The following is a 19,064-nucleotide window of genomic DNA, read 5'->3' as shown; positions in this document are numbered from 1 at the left end:
CAAAAGGCGCGCAATTGATCCCGGCAGACGAAAAACTTCTCGGCGAACGCGCCGCATGGCTGGAAAGCCTCGGCGCCGAGCGCCGCCTGTCGGCCAACACGCTCGACGCCTATGAACGCGACACGCGCCAGTTTCTGCAATTCTTGTCAGGCCATGTCGGTGGGACGGTAAGGATCGATGACATCAAGGCCTTGCGCCCGGCAGACCTGCGCGGCTTCCTCGCCCATCGCCGCAAGGAAGGGGACGGCGCCCGGTCCCTCGGCCGCCATCTCGCCGGCCTGCGCTCCTTCCTGCGCCACTTGGAACGCAAGGGGCTGGTGAACGCAGCAGGTGCGAGCGCGATCCGCTCGCCGAAGCAGCCGAAATCCCTGCCCAAGCCGCTGAGTGGCCGTCAGGCTTTGGCCGTCGTCGCGGTCGATACACAAATGAACGAGGAGCCCTGGATTGCGGCGCGCGACGCGGCTGTCCTTTCCCTGCTCTACGGCTGCGGGCTGCGCATCTCCGAAGCCCTCGGTCTGACACCCGACGTCTTCCAGGGCCGGCCGACCACCCTGCGCATCACCGGCAAGGGCGGCAAGACGCGGCTGGTGCCCCTGCTTCCCGTGGTGATGGAAGCTGTGGAAACCTACTACAAGCTCTGCCCCTATCATCTGGAACCCGGTGCTGCGCTGTTCCGAGGCGCCCGGGGCGGCCCGCTTCAGCCGGCGATCATCCAGCGCGAGATGCAGAAGCTGCGCTCGGCCCTCGGCCTGCCGGATTCGGCCACACCCCATGCGCTTCGCCACTCCTTCGCGACTCATCTCCTCGGCAGCGGCGGGGACTTGAGGACGATCCAGGAGCTGCTTGGCCATGCGAGCCTGTCGACCACGCAGATCTATACCGGCGTAGACAGTGCCCGGCTTCTGGACATCTACGATCGCGCCCATCCCCGCGCCTGACGCGTGCAACCAGACCTGCGTTAACCAAGATCGTTAATCGAACATGAGGGCGATCACTCCTATTGTCCGCAACGTCTGACAGGAGATGACATGAACGCGCACCGCCTTTTCGCTCTGCGGCCGAGCCTGCCGCGCCTTTCGCTGTCCGAGATCGGTCTCTGGATCACAGGCGCACTGCCTCTTATGGTTTTCGCCCTCCTGCTCGCTGCACTTGTGGCGGTCGCGCCCGCCCGTGCCTCCGACGTCGCTTGCCATGGCGAAAACCTGCTTCTCGCCATGGAGACGGAACAACCGGAAGAGCTCGCGAAGATCCGCGCCGAGGCGGCCAAGGTTCCGAACGGCCAGGGCATTTTCTGGAAGATTGAAAAGGACGGGCTTAAACCCTCCTACCTGCTCGGCACCATGCATGTCACCGACCCCCGCGTTCTCACCATGCCGCAAGGCGCCAGTGAGGCGGCCGCCGCCGCTGATGTCGTGGTGATCGAATCGGATGAGATCCTCGACGAGAAGAAGGCCGCGGCCTCGCTTCTCATGCATCCCGAACTGACCATGTTCACCGATGGTAAGTCGGTGAAGGACCATCTCGACGCCGAGGAACTCCAGCGACTGGAAGCCGGACTGAAAGAGCGCGGCCTGGCGCTGGGCGCCGTTGCCAAGATGAAGCCCTGGATCCTGGCAAGCTTCGTGGCGCTCCCGGCTTGCGAGCTTTCCCGCAAGGCGGCCGGCGCCTCCTTCCTGGACAAGCAGATTGCCGAAGATGCCGTCGCCGCGGATAAGCCGGTGGCCGGCCTTGAAACGCTGGTCGAGCAATTGGAAGCCATGGCTGACCTGCCCGTCGATTTCCATTTCAAGGCACTGATTGAAACGATCGAACTGGGCGACAAGATGGAAGACGTCATCGAAACGATGACCGAACTTTACCTCGCCGGTGACATCGGCATGACCATGCCCTTGCTGAAGGTTGCCGCTCCCACGGCAGCCGGCGAAGATGAAAGCGCCTATGCCGCCTTCGAGACCCGCATCGTCCGAGATCGCAACCTTGTCATGGCCGAGGGCAGCAAGCAGCATCTGGAAAAGGGCAATGCTTTCATCGCCGTCGGTGCCCTTCATCTGCCGGGCGAGGAAGGTCTCGTCGAACTGATCCGCAGCCAGGGTTATACCGTCACGCGGATCGACGGCTGAGACCTCTTGAATCGGCAAAACGCTTCAGAAATGTCTTCACGATCAGCCTGTGAAACGGCGTGATGACGAGGATGTAGATCCGGCCGAAGAGATTGTGGCGCCGAACGAGGGTCGTCAGCGACACATACTGATGTCCGGTGCCCTCCGGCTCGACTGCAACGATGATCCGGAAATCGAGATGTTTGTCGTTGAAGCCGAGCAGCACATGATCGCCGTCATGGGCAATAACCGGAAAACCACCGATCCTGTCCTGGCCCGTCAGTTCTAGCTCAGCGGATTTCAATCCGAAGAAACCGACGATCAGGTTCCGGATCTTGAGGAGAGCCCCGACCCACTTCGGTGCCCGACCCATCAAATCCCGGGCGACCTCCATCGGATCGAGATCCGATCCATCGAGCCGGACGCCATAGCTGTCCGCCCAGTCGGCTTCGGGGAGGTCGGGATGCGGAAGCATGACACGCTGTTCAACGACGAGACCCATCAGTCCTCCCTTGCCGTCACCCTCGCGTCATGCGCGTGGCGACCGGCGTCTTCCAGTAGAACTGGTGTACCAGAAGCGCCAGGATATGCACCGCGATCAAAAGCCACATCAGGCTCTTCAGCGGGCCGCCATGCACGAAACCCGCCGTCGCATTGCCGAAGTAATAGGCGCCGATGCCACTGAGCGGCAGCATGAAGAAGAGCGCATAGAAGGTGCCATGGGCGAGTTTGGCAGCGAGACGCAAGACCGGTGGCTCTTCCGGCGGTGCCGAAGGCGCGCCTTTGATGAGCCGCAACACGATACGGATGGCCCCGAGACAGAGCACACTGATCCCGACATAGGCATGGATGTTCGCGAAGGTAAGATCGTCAGGCGACGGCACCTCGCCGCGTTCATAGGCTTCGGCAACCTCCTCCATCGCCTCGGCGAAGAGGAGGTTGAACAGGATGAGCAGAGCCATCAGCCAGTGAAGGGCCTTCTGCGACGTTGCGTAGGAAGCGGGTGCGAGGGCCATGATCTTTGCCTTTCGTTAGGTTCGAAGGGAGGCTTTGTGCGACCATGATAAAGGCCGCCGCTTGGCGCACAAGCGACGGCCTTCAACCTTACCGAAATATAATAATTTACCTATGTCAGGTCAGCAGGCTCACATATGCAGCGGCTTGAAGAAGGTCGCGAGTGCTGCTTCCTTGACGGCTTCCGACATGGTCGGATGCGCATGGCAGGTGCGGCCGAGATCTTCCGACGAGCCACCGAATTCCATCAAAACGGCCGCTTCGTGGATCATCTCGCCGGCGCCGAGGCCGATGATGTGCACACCCAGAACCCGGTCGGTGTCCTTGTCGGCGAGAACCTTGACGAAGCCGTCCATGGCCTGCATGGCGCGCGCACGGCCATTGGCGGTGAACGGGAACTTGCCGACCTTGTAGGATACGCCGGCAGCCTTCAGTTCTTCCTCGGTCTTGCCGACGGAGGCTACTTCCGGCTGGGTGTAGACGACGCCCGGAATGACATCATAGTTCACGTGACCATGCTGGCCGGCGAGAATTTCGGCGAGTGCCACGCCTTCGTCTTCTGCCTTATGGGCGAGCATCGGGCCCTTGACCACGTCGCCAATGGCATAGATGCCGGCAACATTGGTGCGGTAGTGGCCGTCGATCTCGACGCGGCCGCGATTGTCGAGGGCAACGCCCGATTCTTCGAGGCCGAGGCCTGCCGTATAGGGCTTGCGGCCGGTGGCGACGAGCACGACGTCGGCGTCGAGCGTCTGGGCTTCACCGCCCTTGACCGGCTCGAACGTGACCTTGGCGCCTTCGCCCGACTTCTCGACGCCGGTGACCTTGGCGCCGAGGTTGAACTCGATGCCCTGCTTGGCGAGAATGCGCTGGAACTGCTTGGACACTTCGCCGTCCATGCCGCCGAGGATCGTGTCGAGATATTCGACAACGGTGACCTTGGCGCCGAGACGCGACCACACCGAACCGAGTTCGAGGCCGATGACACCGCCGCCGACGACGATCATCTTAGCCGGGACCTTTTCAAGCGCGATACCGCCGGTCGAGGAGACGATGACCTTCTCGTCGATCTCGACGGCAACGCCCGGGATGCCGGCGACGTCAGAACCGGTTGCGATGACGATGTTCTTGGTTTCGAGAACCTGGACTTCGCCCTTGTCGTTGGTGACTTCGACCTTGCCGGCGCCGAGGATCTTGCCGGTGCCCTGGATGCCGTCGATCTTGTTCTTCTTGAACAGGAAGGAAACCCCCTCGACGTTCGACTTCACGGTCGCATCCTTGTGCGCCATCATCTTTTCAAGGTTCAGCGTCGGTGCGCCGACTTCGACACCGAGATCGGCCATGCCATGGGCAGCATGGTGGAAGACTTCCGACGCGTGCAGCAGGGCCTTGGATGGGATGCAGCCGATGTTGAGGCAGGTGCCGCCATAGGTGGCGCGCTTCTCGACCACGGCGACCTTCATGCCGAGCTGGGCGGCCTTGATGGCGCAGACATAGCCGCCGGGGCCGGAGCCGATAACGATGACATCATAAGACATGGGAGCTTCCTTCGTTTTCGACGGTTACCGACCGCCGCTGACATTCAAGATGGCACCCGTGACATAGGATGCCTGAGGCGAGAGGAGATAGAGCACGCTGTCGGCCACTTCGTCGGCCGTTCCGGGCCTTTGCATCGGAACGATTGGGGCCAGATCGCGCGCCCTGTCCGGCAGTCCGCCGGATGCGTGAATTTCGGTATCGATGATCCCGGGCCTGATGGCATTGACCCTGATGCCCTCGGTTGCGACTTCGCGGGACAAGCCCACAGTAAAGGTATCGACCGCAGCCTTGGCCGCGGCATAATCGACATACTGGCCTGAACTCCCGATCACGGCAGCCATGGACGAGATATTGACGATCACGCCACCCTGCCCGCCATGTTTCGTCGACATGCGCATCACGGCTTCCGTGGCGCAGCGGATCTTGCCGATCACATTGACGGCAAAAATCCGGTCGAGCCGCGCCCGGTCGAAATCCTCGACCCGCGCAGTGACATCGACGACGCCGGCATTGTTGACGAGACCATAGAGCGATCCAAGGCGGTCAACCGCCTGGAAGATGCTTTCGATGCCGGCCTCTGTCGCGGTATCGCCCTGGACAACCTCGGCATTCGCGCCGAAAGCCCTGCAGTCAGCCGCAACCGCCTCAGCCGCGATTGCATTCGAGTGATAATTGACCAGCAGGTCGTAGCCCTGCGCTGCCGCCTTTCGGCAGACGGCTGCACCGATGCCGCGGCTACCGCCCGTGACGAGGAGAAGGGGACGGCTGGTCATGAGGCGCATCCCTTGAACTCGAAGACATCCCAGGGCGCGCTTTCCATGCCTTTCCCGACGACAAACGACAGGATGGCAGGGCCAAAGCCGGGCAAGAGAAGCGCATCGGGCGCGTCGGCGCCTTCCAGCGGGAGGACATCGACATGGCCGGTCGTCTCGTCGATGCCATAGACGATGCCCTTCCAGACGGTGCAGGCAGCAATCGTTGCCCCAGTCACGTCGCCCTCGGGGCAATTGTTCATCAGCATGCCGATGGGACGCTCGATTTCGGGATCGAACATGACGTGACCATTGAGCTTGAAAGTGCCGATTTCGGTGCTGAACCCATGGGAAACAGGCGTATTCTCGCCGCTGGCAGTAGCAAAGACCAGCTCGACACCGGTTTCGGCTTCGCGGTAGGTGGCTTTTTCAATCAGGCAATCGGCGGCCATAGCCGCATCAGACAGCGCGAGCGCGGCAAGAAGGACGGTTGCTCCTGACGACGCGCCCATGCCTCACCTCAAAACGCCAGCGCGAGGAACATCAAGCCGAGGCCGGCCATGGCGGCGAGCCAGACGAGCGAGCGGATATAGGGAATGCCCGCCAGATAGAGCGGGTAGTAAACGATGCGCCCGACAAACCAGACGATCGCGCCGATAAGGCCGAGACCGGAGGTCTCGCCCGTGAACAGAAGCCCTGCCGCAAGCGCGACGAAGGCCGGATAGGTTTCGCGGAAGTTCGAGGACGCCCGCGCTGCGCGGCCGGCAAGCTTGCTCTCCGGCTGTTTGCCTTCATCACGAGGGCCGGCATTCCACTCCGTGCCCAGCTCCCTGGTAGCAAGCATGCCCTGCAGGAGGACATGCGCCACCAGCAAGACCACGCTCCAGGCAAGGAGCAGGGTGAGCGGAGAGGCGGAAGCGGATACCGGCTCCATCGTGAGACTTCCTCAGAGATCCAGAACCAGACGTTCCGGATCCTCAAGGCTTTCCTTGACGCGAACGAGGAAGGTCACCGCTTCCTTGCCGTCAACGATGCGGTGATCGTAGGAGAGGGCGAGGTACATCATCGGACGGATGACAATCTGGCCGCCAACGACGACCGGACGCTCCTGGATCTTGTGCATGCCGAGGATACCCGACTGCGGTGCATTCAGGATCGGCGAGGACATCAGCGAACCATAGACGCCACCGTTCGAGATGGTGAAGGTGCCGCCCTGCATGTCGGCCATCGACAGCTGGCCGTCACGGGCAGCCTTGCCGAGGCGGCCGATTTCCTTCTCAATCTCGGCGATCGACATCTGGTCGGCATCGCGCACGACCGGAACGACGAGACCCTTGTCCGTGCCGACGGCAACGCCGACATGGCAGTAGTTCTTGTAGATGATGTCGGTGCCGTCGATTTCGGCGTTGACGGCCGGCAGTTCCTTCAGCGCATGCGTGACGGCCTTGGTGAAGAAGCCCATGAAGCCGAGCTTCACGCCGTGCTTCTTTTCGAAGATGTCCTTGTAGCGGTTGCGCAGATCCATGACCGCCTTCATGTCCACCTCGTTATAGGTGGTCAGCATGGCGGCCGTGTTCTGGGCATCCTTCAGGCGCTTGGCGATCGTCTGGCGCAGACGGGTCATCTTGACGCGCTCTTCACGGGAGGCATCGTCACCGGAAGATGCCGGACGCGGAGCAGCCGGGGCTGCGGTCGGCGCCGGAGCGGAGCTGCCCTTGGCGATGGCGGCGAGCACGTCGCCCTTCAGCACCTGGCCACGCTTGCCGGAACCATCGACATCGGCGGTCGCGATGTTGTTGTCGGCAGCGAGCTTGGCGGCAGCCGGAGCAGCCGGCATGGCGGAAGAAGCGGCCGGAGCAGCAGCGGCCGGAGCCGGGGCAGCAGCAGGTGCAGGCGCAGCAGCGGGAGCCGGGGCAGCAGCACCGGCGGAACCGGCAGCGCCTTCAGCGATCTGGCCGAGCAGCGCGCCGAGACCGACGGTCTCGCCGTTCTGGGCGACGATTTCGGTCAGCACGCCAGAGGCGGGAGCCGGGACTTCGACGGTCACCTTGTCGGTTTCCAGTTCGACGATCGGTTCGTCGGCCTTCACGGTGTCGCCGACCTTCTTGAACCAGGTGCCGACAGTGGCTTCGCTGACGGATTCGCCGAGGGTGGGTACGCGGATTTCAGTGGCCATGATCTCAATTCCGTTGGTCAGAGAACGTTACGGTCTGCGAGGAGAAGACTGGGCGGATCAACCGCCCAGAGCGTCCTCAAGGAAGGCTTCGAGCTGGGCGAGGTGCTTCGACATCAGGCCCGTTGCCGGCGAGGCAGCAGCCGGACGACCGGTGTAGCGCACGCGCTGGTACTTGGCGTCGATATGGGCAAGCACCCATTCCAGATAAGGATCGATGAACGACCAGGCGCCCATGTTCTTCGGCTCTTCCTGGCACCAGACCATCTCCGCATTGCGGAAGCGCGACAGCTCGTTGATGAGCGCCTTGGCCGGGAACGGGTAGAGCTGTTCGATACGCAGCAGGTAGATGTCGTCGATGCCGCGCTTTTCGCGCTCTTCGAGCAGGTCGTAATAGACCTTGCCCGTGCACATGACGACGCGGCGGATCTTCGCATCCTTCTGAAGCTTGATCGGGCCGTCCTTGATGACCTCGGCATCGTCCCACAGCAGGCGGTGGAAGGAGCTTTCGCCGGCCATTTCGGCAAGGCTCGACGTTGCGCGCTTGTGGCGCAGCAAGGACTTCGGCGTCATCATGATCAGCGGCTTGCGGAAGTCACGCTTCATCTGACGGCGCAGGATGTGGAAGTAGTTCGACGGCGTCGTGACGTTCGCGACCTGCATATTGTCTTCGGCGCACATCTGCAGCCAGCGCTCGAGGCGGGCCGAAGAGTGTTCCGGACCCTGGCCTTCGTAGCCGTGCGGCAGAAGGCAGACGAGACCGGACATGCGCAGCCACTTGCGTTCACCCGACGAGATGAACTGGTCGAAGACGACCTGCGCCCCGTTGGCGAAGTCACCGAACTGGGCTTCCCAGAGCGTCAGCGCATTCGGACGGGCGAGCGAATAGCCGTATTCGAAACCGAGAACGGCCTCTTCCGACAGCATCGAGTTGATGACTTCATAGCGCGCCTGGTTCGGGGCGAGATTGGCGAGCGGGATGTAGCGTTCTTCGGTGTCCTGATCGTAGAGGACCGAATGGCGCTGCGAGAAGGTACCGCGTTCGCAATCCTGGCCGGACAAGCGGATCTTGTGGCCCTCGACGGCAAGCGAACCGAAGGCGAGTGCTTCGCCCATGGCCCAGTCGATGCCTTCGCCGGTTTCGATCATCTGCGCGCGGTTGTCCATGAACCGCTGGATCGTGCGGTGCGCCTTGAAGCCCTCGGGAATGGTCGACAGCTTGCGGCCGATTTCCTTGAGCTGCTTCATCGGCACAGCCGTCTTGCCACGGCGCTGCTCGTCGGCATTGTCGGCAGTCCTGAGACCCGACCAAACGCCGTCCAGCCAGTCGGCCTTGTTCGGCTTGTAGCTCTGACCGGCTTCGAACTCCTGCTCGAGATGGGCGCGCCAATCGGCCTTCATCTTCTCGAGTTCGCCCTCGGTGATCAGGCCCTCGGCGATCAGACGCTCGCCATAGATGTTGACCACGGTCTTGTGGGCGCGGATTTCCTTGTACATCTTCGGCTGCGTGAAGGACGGCTCATCGCCTTCGTTATGACCGAAGCGGCGATAGCAGAACATGTCGACGACGACAGGCTTGTGGAACTTCATCCGGTATTCGGTCGCGACCTTGGCCGCATAGACGACCGCTTCCGGATCGTCACCATTGACGTGGAAGATCGGCGCTTCGATCATCTTGGCAACGTCGGACGGATAGGGCGACGAGCGCGAGAAGGCCGGATTGGTGGTGAAGCCGATCTGGTTGTTGATGATGAAGTGCATCGTCCCGGCGACGCGGTGACCGCGCAGACCGGAGAGACCGAGGATTTCGGCAACGACGCCCTGACCGGCAAAGGCCGCATCACCGTGCAGAAGCAGCGGCAGAACCTTGGCGCGCTCCTTGAGGGGGATGACATCGCCTTCCCAAACCTTGGCGAGCTGGTCCTGCTTCGCGCGGGCCTTACCCATGACGACCGGATTGACGATTTCCAGGTGCGACGGATTGGCCGTCAACGACAGGTGCACCTTGTTGCCATCGAACTCGCGGTCCGAGGAGGCGCCGAGGTGGTACTTGACGTCGCCGGAGCCTTCGACCTCATCGGGCTTGAAGGAGCCGCCCTTGAATTCGTGGAAGATGGCGCGATGCGGCTTGCCCATAACCTGGGACAGAACGTTCAGACGACCGCGATGGGCCATGCCGAACACGATTTCTTCCATGCCTTCCTGGCCGCCACGCTTGATGATCTGTTCGAGCGCCGGGATCAGGGATTCACCGCCGTCGAGGCCAAAGCGCTTGGTGCCCTTGTACTTGACGTCGATGAACTGCTCGAAGCCTTCGGCCTCGATCAACTTCTGCAGAATGGCCTTCTTGCCGTTCGGCGTGAACTCGACGCCCTTGCCGGGGCCCTCGATACGCTCCTGGATCCAGGCCTTTTCTTCCGGATTGGAGATATGCATGAACTCGACGCCGAGCGTCGAGCAATAGGTGCGCTGCAGGATGTCGAGCATCTGCGGGATCGTGGCGTATTCCAGGCCCAGCACGTTGTCGATGAAGATCTTGCGGCTGTAGTCGGCCTCGGTGAAGCCATAGGACGTCGGCGACAATTCATCATAGTCCTCGACCGGGGCGGCGAGGCCCAGCGGATCGAGCTTGGCATGCAGGTGGCCGCGCATGCGATAGGCACGGATCATCATGATGGCGCGCACGCTGTCGCGCGTTGCCTGCAGCACCTCGGCTTCGGACACGGCCTTGCCGGTCGAGGCTGCGGTCGCCTCGGCCTTGGCCTGGACCTTCTTCTCAATCGCCTTCTCGACGACGCCCCAGTTGCCGTCGAGCGCGTTGACGAGGTCGCCGCCTTCGGCGATCGGCCAGTTCTTGCGCTTCCAGGAGGCGCCGGAGGCTGCCTTCTTCACGTCACCGGGATTGTCGGCGAGGGCCTTGAAGAAAGCCTGCCACTCGTCGGAGACCGAGGAGGGGTCTTCCTGATAGCGTGCGTAAAGCTGTTCGATATAGGCCGCATTCGATCCGTCGAGGAAGGACGTGATCAGAAACTGCTCGTTGGCTTCTTGCCTACCCATGGTGCTTCGCGAGCGTCTCGGCTCGCCTCCCGACTTGAATTGATGACCGGATGCCCGGCCTGCCGCTCACGACCGCAAAAGCGAATCGCCTTAAATATGCGAAGTCCAGGCGAAGGATTGGAGGCCCAACCCTTCGCCTGGCTTGATTTTCGTCAGGTCTCAGCCCTTGAGGACTTCGACCAGGGTCTTGCCCAGACGTGCCGGCGAAGGCGAAACCTTGATGCCGGCAGCTTCCATGGCTTCGATCTTCGATTCGGCGTCGCCCTTGCCACCGGAAACGACAGCACCGGCATGGCCCATGGTGCGGCCCTTCGGCGCCGTACGACCGGCGATGAAGCCAGCCATCGGCTTCTTGCGGCCCTTCTTGGCTTCGTCGATCAGGAACTGGGCTGCATCTTCTTCAGCCGAGCCGCCGATTTCGCCGATCATGATGATCGAGGTCGTGGCCGGATCGGCCAGGAACATCTCGAGCACGTCGATGAACTCGGTACCCTTGACCGGGTCACCACCGATACCGACAGCGGTCGTCTGGCCGAGGCCTTCGTTCGACGTCTGGAACACCGCTTCATAGGTAAGAGTTCCCGAGCGCGACACGATGCCGACCGAACCCTTGCGGAAGATAGAGCCCGGCATGATGCCGATCTTGCACTCTTCCGGCGTCAGGATACCCGGGCAGTTCGGGCCGAGCAGACGCGACTTCGACTTGTCGAGCTTTGCCTTGACCCGCACCATGTCCATGACCGGGATGCCCTCGGTGATGCAGGTGATGAACGGGATCTCGGCGTCGATCGCCTCGATGATGGCGTCGGCAGCGCCTGCCGGAGGAACGTAGATCACGGATGCGTCTGCACCGGTCTTTTCCTTGGCTTCGGCAACGGTTGCGAAGATCGGCAGGGTTTCACCCTTGGAGCCGGTCCAGTTTTCGCCACCCTTCTTCGGATGGATACCGCCGACCATCTGCGTGCCATAATAGGCAAGCGCCTGTTCGGTGTGGAAGGTGCCGGTCTTGCCGGTCAGGCCCTGAACGAGGACCTTGGTGTTCTTGTTTACAAGAATGGACATCGAATAGGTTCCTCAGATTAGCCGTTGATCGCCGCGACGATCTTCTTGGCAGCGTCGTCCAGATCGTCGGCCGCGGTGATCGCGAGACCGGATTCGTTCAGGAGCTTCTTGCCAAGTTCGACATTGGTGCCTTCGAGGCGCACGACGAGCGGAACCTTCAGGCCGACTTCCTTCACGGCGGCAATGACGCCTTCCGCGATGACGTCGCACTTCATGATGCCGCCGAAGATGTTGACGAGGATGCCCTCGACCTTCGGGTCAGCGGTGATGATCTTGAAGGCAGCCGCGACCTTCTCCTTGCCAGCGCCACCGCCGACGTCGCAGAAGTTTGCCGGCTCCTTGCCGTACAGCTTGATGATGTCCATCGTCGCCATGGCGAGACCGGCACCGTTGACCATGCAGCCGATATTGCCGTCGAGGGCCACGTAAGCGAGGTCCCACTTGGAGGCCTCGATTTCCTTGGCGTCTTCTTCGGTCTCGTCGCGCAGCGCGCGAACGTCGTCATGGCGGAACAGCGCGTTGCCGTCGAAGGACATCTTGGCGTCGAGCACGCGCAGATGGTCATTCTTCATGACGATCAGCGGGTTGACCTCGAGCAGAGCCATGTCCTTCTCGACAAAGGCCTTGTAGAGGATCGGGAAGAGCGACTTTGCGTCTTCCGCAGCAGCGCCGGTCAGCTCCAGCGCAGCCGAGATCTTGGTAACGTCGGCGTCGGTGACGCCAGTTTCCGGGTCGATTGCGATCGTGTGGATCTTTTCCGGCGTGTCATGGGCGACGGCTTCGATGTCCATGCCGCCTTCCGTCGAGACGACGAAGGCAACCTGGCCGACCGAGCGGTCGACGAGCAGCGAGCAGTAGAGTTCGCGGGCGATGTCGGCACCGTCTTCGATGTAGAGACGGTTGACCTGCTTGCCGGCGTCGCCGGTCTGGGCCGTCACCAGCGTATTGCCGAACATTTCCTTGGCATGCGCCTTGGCTTCATCGATCGAGAAAGCGAGGCGAACGCCGCCCTTGGCGTCCGGCGACAGTTCCTTGAACTTGCCCTTGCCGCGGCCACCAGCGTGGATCTGGCTCTTGACGACGTAGAGCGGGCCCGGCAGCTGCTTTGCGGCGGCTTCGGCTTCTTCCGCGGAGAAGATCGCCACACCTTCGGCGACCGGTGCACCAAAGCTCTTCAGAAGAGCCTTGGCCTGATATTCGTGAATGTTCATTGTCGTGTCCCTGTTCTGGGTCGCCCGATAGTGGGGCTAAGGCAATTACTTGAGAGCCGGAGCGATGTTGATGCAGGCTTCGCAGAGGCCGGCAACGGCGCCGACGGACTTCTGGAAGGCTTCTTCTTCGGCCTTGTTCAGGTCGATTTCGATGATGCGCTCAACGCCGCCTTCACCGATGACGACCGGTACGCCGACATACATGTCCTTCACGCCGTACTGGCCGGTGAGGTAGGCGGCGCAAGGCAGGACGCGCTTCTTGTCCTTGAGGTAGGACTCGGCCATCTCGATGGCGGAAGCAGCCGGTGCGTAGTAGGCCGAGCCGGTCTTCAAGAGGCCGACGATCTCGGCGCCACCATCACGGGTGCGCTGGATGATTTCTTCGAGGCGTTCCTTGGTCACCCAGCCCATCTTGACGAGGTCGGTCAGCGGGATGCCGGCGATGGTGGAGTAACGGGCGAGCGGCACCATGGTGTCGCCGTGGCCGCCGAGAACGAAGGCGGTGACATCTTCGACCGAGACGTTGAATTCAGCCGACAGGAAGTGGCGGAAGCGGGCAGAGTCGAGAACGCCGGCCATGCCGACAACCTTGTTGGCCGGGAGGCCGGAGAACTTCTGCAGGGCCCAGACCATCGCGTCGAGCGGGTTGGTGATGCAGATAACGAAGGCATCAGGCGCGTACTTCTTGATGCCAGCGCCGACCTGTTCCATGACCTTGAGGTTGATACCGAGCAGATCGTCGCGGCTCATGCCCGGCTTGCGGGCAACGCCGGCAGTCACGATGCAGACATCAGCGCCTTCGATCGCGGCGTAGTCGCTCGCACCGGAAAGCTTGGCATTGAAGCCCTCGACCGGACCGGACTGGGCAATGTCGAGACCCTTGCCCTGGGGGATGCCGTCAGCAATGTCGAACAGGACGATGTCGCCCAGTTCCTTCAGACTGGCGAGATGCGCCAGCGTTCCACCAATCATTCCAGAACCGATAAGAGCGATCTTTTTGCGCGCCATTGTAGACTTCCTTTTGGATCCGCGACCAAGGTCGAGACAAGTTTTAGCCTGCCCTTGTGGACAAACCGCATAGCTCCAAAGGGTGTAAATCGCAAACGATAATTTTCAGTGTATCAATTTCAATCGGTTAGAAGGTAAAATTCTTACGTAAACGTCAAGTATTATGTCACTGAGCCGTCATGATTTTGACGTTTTGACTGATGTAGCGCAAGGTAATCTGCGCTGCGCATTTCGAAAAGACGCGAAACTGTTCGATCAAATTCAAAGCCTTCGGTGCCCTTCTTTTCCGTCAGAAGGGCTTCCGGCATCGCAACGGCTGACGCGAAAAGCCGCACACTGGCGTCATAAAGAGCATCGATCAGGATGATGAAGCGTTTCGTCTCATTGCGCTTCTCGGGGCCGAGATGCGGAATGTTCTCAACGAAAACCACATCGAAGCGCTTGGCGATCGCCAGATAATCGGATGCGCCAAGCGGACGCTCACAGAGATCGCGGAAGCTGAAGCGCGCAGCCCGGCCAGCCGCACGCGGGATCTCTATGGTCCGCCCCTTCATCTCGATGGTGACCGCGACCTCGGGCGCCCCCTCCGTCACACGCTTCCAGGCGATGTCCATCATCTTCGGCGCGTCGTTGAGCGGCGCGATATAGACCGGAAGGCTCTCCATCTTCTCGAGACGGTAATCAGTGGGAGAGTCGAGCGTCGAGACATCGACATTCTTCTTCAGAAGATCGACGAAGGGCAGAAAGAGCCCCCGGTTGAGGCCGTCGCGGTAGAGATTATCAGGCTCGACATTCGAGGTTGCCACCAGTGTGCAACCCCGCGCAAAAAGCTCGGTGAACAGACGAGCAAGGATCATCGCATCGGCGATATCGGTCACCGTGAATTCGTCGAAGCAGAGAAGCTGCGCTTCTTCGCGAAGTGCTGCCGCAACCGGCGGCACGGGATCGGCCTGCTTCGTTTCGCCGGCCTTCACCTTCTGGCGATGAGCATGGATCCGCCCGTGCACGTCGGCCATAAACTCGTGGAAATGCGCGCGGCGCTTCTTCTCGACGGGTGCGAGCTTGAAGAACAGATCCATGAGCATGGTCTTGCCCCGACCGACGCTGCCATGGACATAAAGACCCTTGATGGGAATTTCCTGTTTGCGCCGCTGGGCAAACATCCAGCCCAGCGCACTCTTCTTGGCAGCCGGTTTGCGCGCCTTGAACTCCGTCAGGATACGGTCAAGCTTCTCGGCAACGCCGAACTGATGGCGATCAGGCTGAAGTGTCCCCGCCTCCGTCATCGCGCGCAACTGCTCGACGACGCTCAAGCCGTAGTCAGGAACTGGCTGCATGAATGAATGTCCCGCCCGGAGGGTGGCCCAAGGCGGGCCACCGCAGGAATGGAGAAGAGGATCAGCGGCTGAGGCTGACCGGCTGGCCGGACGCGGTGCTGCCGTCGAACCTGGCATCGGCGGTCTTGTAGAGGCTGCCGATCGTATTGCCGTTGCGGTCCTTGAGCACGACCTGCTTGCCGCCTGCCACTTCCCAAGAACCCATCGTCGTGAGTTCGCCAGCACAGCCGCGGGTGCCACCACGCGAGCCGCTGCCAAGGTTGGTGAGCGTCAGGAACATGTCGCAGCTTGCGCCGGCGCTCTGGACGCGCCAGTTGCCGACCATCGATTCCTTGGTGACGTCGAGCGCGGTGGCCGGTGCACCGGCAGCGCCGACAGCAGCCGCCGTATTCGTGGCCGGAGCAGCGGGGAACTGGTTGGGATCAGCCGAGCCGGGCGGCGGAAGCTGGCCGGACTGTACCGAGGGTACCGGCTGGGCCTGCAGCGGCGGAAGAGCGCTGTTGGCGGAATTCATGTTGCTGTAGGATGTACGCTGGCACCCCGCGAGCGCCAGAAGGATGGCTGCTCCGGTGACTGCATGGCTGAATTTCATCATTATACTCCCGCTCTCGCGACCTGCGCCGCAACCTGCCGTACAACTGGGTTTTAAATATGTTACGTGAATATGGTTAATCAAGTTCCATATCGCGCCCGATCGATAGCCGGCACTATAAGGATAAATTAAGGCCGCCCGAAACAGTTCCGGGCGGCCTCTCATTCTTTTGACAATGTGGCTCAGGCGCGACGCTCGACCATCATCTTCTTGATTTCCGCGATCGCCTTGGCCGGGTTCAGCCCCTTCGGGCAGGCCTGCGCGCAGTTCATGATCGTGTGGCAACGATAGAGGCGGAAGGGATCCTCGAGATTGTCGAGGCGCTCGCCCGTCGCTTCATCTCTGGAATCGATCAGCCAGCGATAGGCCTGCAGCAGGACAGCCGGACCGAGATAGCGGTCGCCGTTCCACCAATAGCTCGGACAGGAGGTCGAGCAGCAGGCGCAAAGGATGCATTCGTAGAGACCGTCGAGCTTCTGGCGATCCTCGTGGCTCTGCTTCCATTCCTTCGCTGGCGGCGGCGACACCGTCTGCAGCCAGGGCTCGATCGAACGATGCTGGGCGTAGAAATTCGAGAGATCAGGCACCAGATCCTTGACCACAGGCATATGCGGCAACGGATAGACCTTAACGGTCCCGTTCACCTCATCCATGCCCTTGGTGCAGGCGAGCGTGTTCGTGCCGTCGATGTTCATCGCGCACGAGCCGCAGATGCCTTCACGACAGGAACGGCGCAGCGTCAGCGTCGGGTCAATATTGTTCTTGATGTAGAGAAGGCCATCGAGAACCATCGGGCCGCAATCGTCGACATCGATGTAGTAGGTATCGATGCGCGGATTGGCGCCGTCATCCGGATTCCAGCGATAGACCCGGTATTCGCGAACGTTCTTGGCGCCAGCCGGCTTCGGCCAGACCTTGCCTTCGGTGACCTGGGAATTCTTGGGGAGAGCGAGTTCTACCATGATGAGTTCCTCAAATCAGTAGACGCGAGCCTTGGGCGCGATCTTCTGGGGATCGATGCCTTCAGCGATGAGCTCGGTATGAACAGGACGGTAGTCGAGCTTAACGTCGCCCGCTTCCGAAACCCAGGCCAGCGTATGCTTGCGCCAGTTTTCGTCATCGCGACCGCCAAACGGACCGGAGGTGTAGTCTTCGCGTGCATGCGAACCGCGGCTCTCCTTGCGGGCCTCGGCGCCATAGACCGTGGTGATCGCATTGGCCATGAGGTTGTGCAGCTCGAGGGTCTCGACCAGATCCGAGTTCCAGATCATCGAACGGTCGGTGACCTTGATATCCGGCAGCTCCTTCCAGATCGCCGACAGACGCTGGCAGCCGCTTTCAAGCGATTCCTGTGTCCGGAAGACGGCCGCGTCTTCCTGCATGGCGCGCTGCATCTTGTCACGCAGCACGGCGGTCGGGGTCTGGCCCGAAGCATGACGCGTGTTGTCAAAGCGGTCCATGATCTTGTCGCAGGCAGCGACGTTGAGCGCCGGGATCGGCGATGTGCGGTCGATGACCTCAGCAGCCCGGATCGCAGCCGCACGACCGAAGACGACAAGGTCGATCAGCGAGTTCGAGCCGAGACGGTTTGCCCCGTGCACCGAGGCGCAACCAGCTTCACCGACGGCCATCAGGCCCGGAATGATGCGTTCCGGATTGTTGGAGTCGGCGTTCAGCACTTCGCCCCAATAGTTCGTCGGAATGCCGCCCATGTTGTAGTGAACAGTCGGCAGAACCGGGATCGGCTCGCGGGTCACATCGACGCCGGCGAAGATCTTGGCCGATTCCGAGATGCCAGGCAGGCGTTCGTGCAGGACGGCGGGATCAAGGTGGTCGAGATGCAGGAAGATGTGATCCTTGTTCTTGCCGACGCCGCGGCCTTCACGGATCTCCATCGTCATGCAGCGCGAGACGACGTCACGCGAGGCAAGGTCCTTGGCGGACGGAGCATAGCGCTCCATGAAGCGCTCGCCCTCGGAGTTGACGAGATAACCGCCTTCGCCGCGTGCGCCTTCGGTGATCAGACAGCCGGCGCCGTAGATGCCGGTCGGGTGGAACTGGACGAACTCCATGTCCTGCAGCGGAAGACCCGCGCGGGCAATCATGCCGCCGCCGTCACCGGTGCAGGTGTGAGCGGACGTTGCCGAGAAGTAGGCGCGGCCATAACCGCCAGTCGCCAGAACGACCATCTTCGCGGAGAAGCGATGGATCGTGCCGTCGTCGAGGTTCCAGGCAACGACGCCGGTGCAGCGGCTGCCATCGTCAGACATGATCAGATCGAGCGCGAAATACTCGATGAAGAACTCGGCATTGTTGCGCAGCGACTGGCCGTAAAGCGTGTGCAGGATGGCGTGACCGGTACGGTCGGCAGCAGCACAGGTGCGCTGTACCGGCGGGCCTTCGCCATAGTTCTGCATGTGACCGCCGAAGGGGCGCTGATAGATCTTGCCTTCCTCGTTACGCGAGAACGGCACTCCGTAATGCTCGAGCTCATAGACCGCCTTCGGCGCTTCCATGGCGAGATACTGCATGGCGTCGACATCGCCGAGCCAGTCGGAGCCCTTGACGGTGTCGTAGAGGTGCCACTGCCAGCAGTCGGGCGTCATGTTGTTCAGCGAAGCAGCGATACCGCCCTGGGCCGCAACGGTGTGCGAACGGGTCGGAAAGACCTTGGTGATGCAGGCCGTCTTGAAGCCCTGTTCGGCCATGCCGAGCGTCGCGCGAAGGCCAGCACCACCGGCGCCGACGACCACGACGTCGTAGGAATGGTCAACATAGGTATAGGCTTTGCCGGTCTGGGCGAAGTTGTGAATGGTTGCCATGTTGATTTACCCTACGAATGCGATCTTCAAGATGGCGAAAAGACAGAGACCGCCAATCAGGATCGCGAAGAACGTGTTCAGCATCAGAAGCAGAAGCTTGGCGATCTCCGCATGGACATAGTCCTCGATAATCACCTGCATGCCGAGCTTCATATGGATCAGGGCCGAAAGCACGACCAGACCCATGACGACGGCAACGAGCGGGTGCGACAATGCGCCAACCACCTCGGCATAGGGCGCGCCGTTGTACATGACCAGAAAGCCGACGAAGAAGAGGATCAGCGGGATGTTCGAAACGGCCGTCAGACGCTGACGCCAGAAGTGCTCTGTGCCTTCCTTGGCCGAGCCGAGACCGCGGACCTTGCCGAGCGGAGTGCGCATATCCATGAAATGGTGCC

At 61.5% G+C, this 19,064-nt stretch carries 18 protein-coding genes; 2 read left to right on the top strand and 16 right to left on the bottom strand.

Annotation, left to right across the window (positions count from 1 at the left end):
• Positions 1-14 precede the first annotated feature (14 nt).
• Both QWE_RS02390 and QWE_RS02385 read left to right on the top strand, forming a co-directional pair.
• Positions 15-938, top strand: a complete 924-nt coding sequence (locus QWE_RS02390) for a tyrosine recombinase XerC (RefSeq protein ID WP_006724473.1) — start codon at positions 15-17, stop codon at positions 936-938.
• 183 nt (positions 939-1,121) lie between these two features.
• Entirely contained in the window at positions 1,122-2,120 is a 999-nt protein-coding gene (locus QWE_RS02385; RefSeq protein WP_420804540.1) for a TraB/GumN family protein, read from the top strand.
• Here the strand turns inward: QWE_RS02385 and QWE_RS02380 are convergent.
• The 16 genes from QWE_RS02380 to sdhD all read right to left on the bottom strand — a co-directional run bounded on the left by QWE_RS02380 (position 2,101) and on the right by sdhD (position 19,053).
• Positions 2,101-2,601, bottom strand: a complete 501-nt coding sequence (locus tag QWE_RS02380; RefSeq protein WP_006724471.1) for a DUF2867 domain-containing protein — start codon at positions 2,599-2,601, stop codon at positions 2,101-2,103. The two genes, QWE_RS02385 and QWE_RS02380, sit on opposite strands and share 20 nt — an antisense overlap.
• 16 nt (positions 2,602-2,617) lie before the next feature.
• Positions 2,618-3,115, bottom strand: a complete 498-nt coding sequence (locus tag QWE_RS02375; protein WP_006724470.1) for a cytochrome b — start codon at positions 3,113-3,115, stop codon at positions 2,618-2,620.
• A 129-nt stretch (positions 3,116-3,244) separates the two neighbouring features.
• Positions 3,245-4,651: a dihydrolipoyl dehydrogenase gene (gene lpdA / locus QWE_RS02370; protein WP_006724469.1), complete on the bottom strand. Its 1,407-nt coding sequence runs from the start codon at positions 4,649-4,651 to the stop codon at positions 3,245-3,247.
• A 24-nt stretch (positions 4,652-4,675) separates the two neighbouring features.
• The gene (locus QWE_RS02365) at positions 4,676-5,425 is read right to left on the bottom strand and encodes an SDR family oxidoreductase (protein ID WP_006724468.1); all 750 of its coding nucleotides are present in this window, start codon (positions 5,423-5,425) and stop codon (positions 4,676-4,678) included.
• Positions 5,422-5,916: a hypothetical protein gene (locus QWE_RS02360; RefSeq protein WP_006724467.1), complete on the bottom strand. Its 495-nt coding sequence runs from the start codon at positions 5,914-5,916 to the stop codon at positions 5,422-5,424. The genes QWE_RS02365 and QWE_RS02360 overlap by 4 nt, the downstream gene beginning before the upstream one ends.
• Before the next feature lie 8 nt (positions 5,917-5,924).
• A complete protein-coding gene (locus QWE_RS02355) occupies positions 5,925-6,338 on the bottom strand; it encodes an MAPEG family protein (RefSeq protein ID WP_006724466.1) in 414 nt (137 codons plus the stop codon).
• Between the two features lie 12 nt (positions 6,339-6,350).
• Positions 6,351-7,580, bottom strand: a complete 1,230-nt coding sequence (gene odhB / locus QWE_RS02350; RefSeq protein ID WP_006724465.1) for a 2-oxoglutarate dehydrogenase complex dihydrolipoyllysine-residue succinyltransferase — start codon at positions 7,578-7,580, stop codon at positions 6,351-6,353.
• A 57-nt stretch (positions 7,581-7,637) separates the two neighbouring features.
• Positions 7,638-10,634 carry a 2-oxoglutarate dehydrogenase E1 component gene (locus QWE_RS02345; RefSeq protein ID WP_006724464.1) on the bottom strand — a complete coding sequence of 999 codons (2,997 nt, stop codon included), beginning with the start codon at positions 10,632-10,634 and terminating at the stop codon, positions 7,638-7,640.
• Between the two features lie 159 nt (positions 10,635-10,793).
• Entirely contained in the window at positions 10,794-11,696 is a 903-nt protein-coding gene (gene sucD / locus QWE_RS02340; RefSeq protein ID WP_006724463.1) for a succinate--CoA ligase subunit alpha, read from the bottom strand.
• A 17-nt stretch (positions 11,697-11,713) separates the two neighbouring features.
• Positions 11,714-12,907 (bottom strand): ADP-forming succinate--CoA ligase subunit beta, encoded by a 1,194-nt coding sequence (sucC, locus tag QWE_RS02335; protein WP_006724462.1) that lies wholly within the window; start codon positions 12,905-12,907, stop codon positions 11,714-11,716.
• Positions 12,908-12,952: 45 nt separating this feature from the next.
• Entirely contained in the window at positions 12,953-13,915 is a 963-nt protein-coding gene (mdh, locus tag QWE_RS02330) for a malate dehydrogenase (protein WP_006724461.1), read from the bottom strand.
• 161 nt (positions 13,916-14,076) lie between these two features.
• Positions 14,077-15,252, bottom strand: a complete 1,176-nt coding sequence (gene zapE, locus QWE_RS02325; RefSeq protein ID WP_006724460.1) for a cell division protein ZapE — start codon at positions 15,250-15,252, stop codon at positions 14,077-14,079.
• 61 nt (positions 15,253-15,313) lie between these two features.
• Positions 15,314-15,844: a protease inhibitor Inh/omp19 family protein gene (locus tag QWE_RS02320; RefSeq protein ID WP_006724459.1), complete on the bottom strand. Its 531-nt coding sequence runs from the start codon at positions 15,842-15,844 to the stop codon at positions 15,314-15,316.
• A 182-nt stretch (positions 15,845-16,026) separates the two neighbouring features.
• A complete protein-coding gene (locus QWE_RS02315) occupies positions 16,027-16,806 on the bottom strand; it encodes a succinate dehydrogenase iron-sulfur subunit (protein WP_006724458.1) in 780 nt (259 codons plus the stop codon).
• A gap of 15 nt (positions 16,807-16,821) precedes the next feature.
• Complete coding sequence (sdhA, locus tag QWE_RS02310; protein WP_006724457.1) at positions 16,822-18,666, bottom strand: succinate dehydrogenase flavoprotein subunit; 1,845 nt, start codon at positions 18,664-18,666, stop codon at positions 16,822-16,824.
• A 6-nt stretch (positions 18,667-18,672) separates the two neighbouring features.
• Positions 18,673-19,053, bottom strand: coding sequence for a succinate dehydrogenase, hydrophobic membrane anchor protein (gene sdhD, locus QWE_RS02305; protein ID WP_006724456.1), 381 nt, complete (start codon positions 19,051-19,053; stop codon positions 18,673-18,675).
• Between the last annotated feature and the right edge of the window lie 11 nt (positions 19,054-19,064).

The organism is Agrobacterium albertimagni AOL15, from assembly GCF_000300855.1.
GTDB lineage: Bacteria > Pseudomonadota > Alphaproteobacteria > Rhizobiales > Rhizobiaceae > Allorhizobium > Allorhizobium albertimagni.
This window is presented reverse-complemented; position numbering and strand designations above follow the sequence as displayed.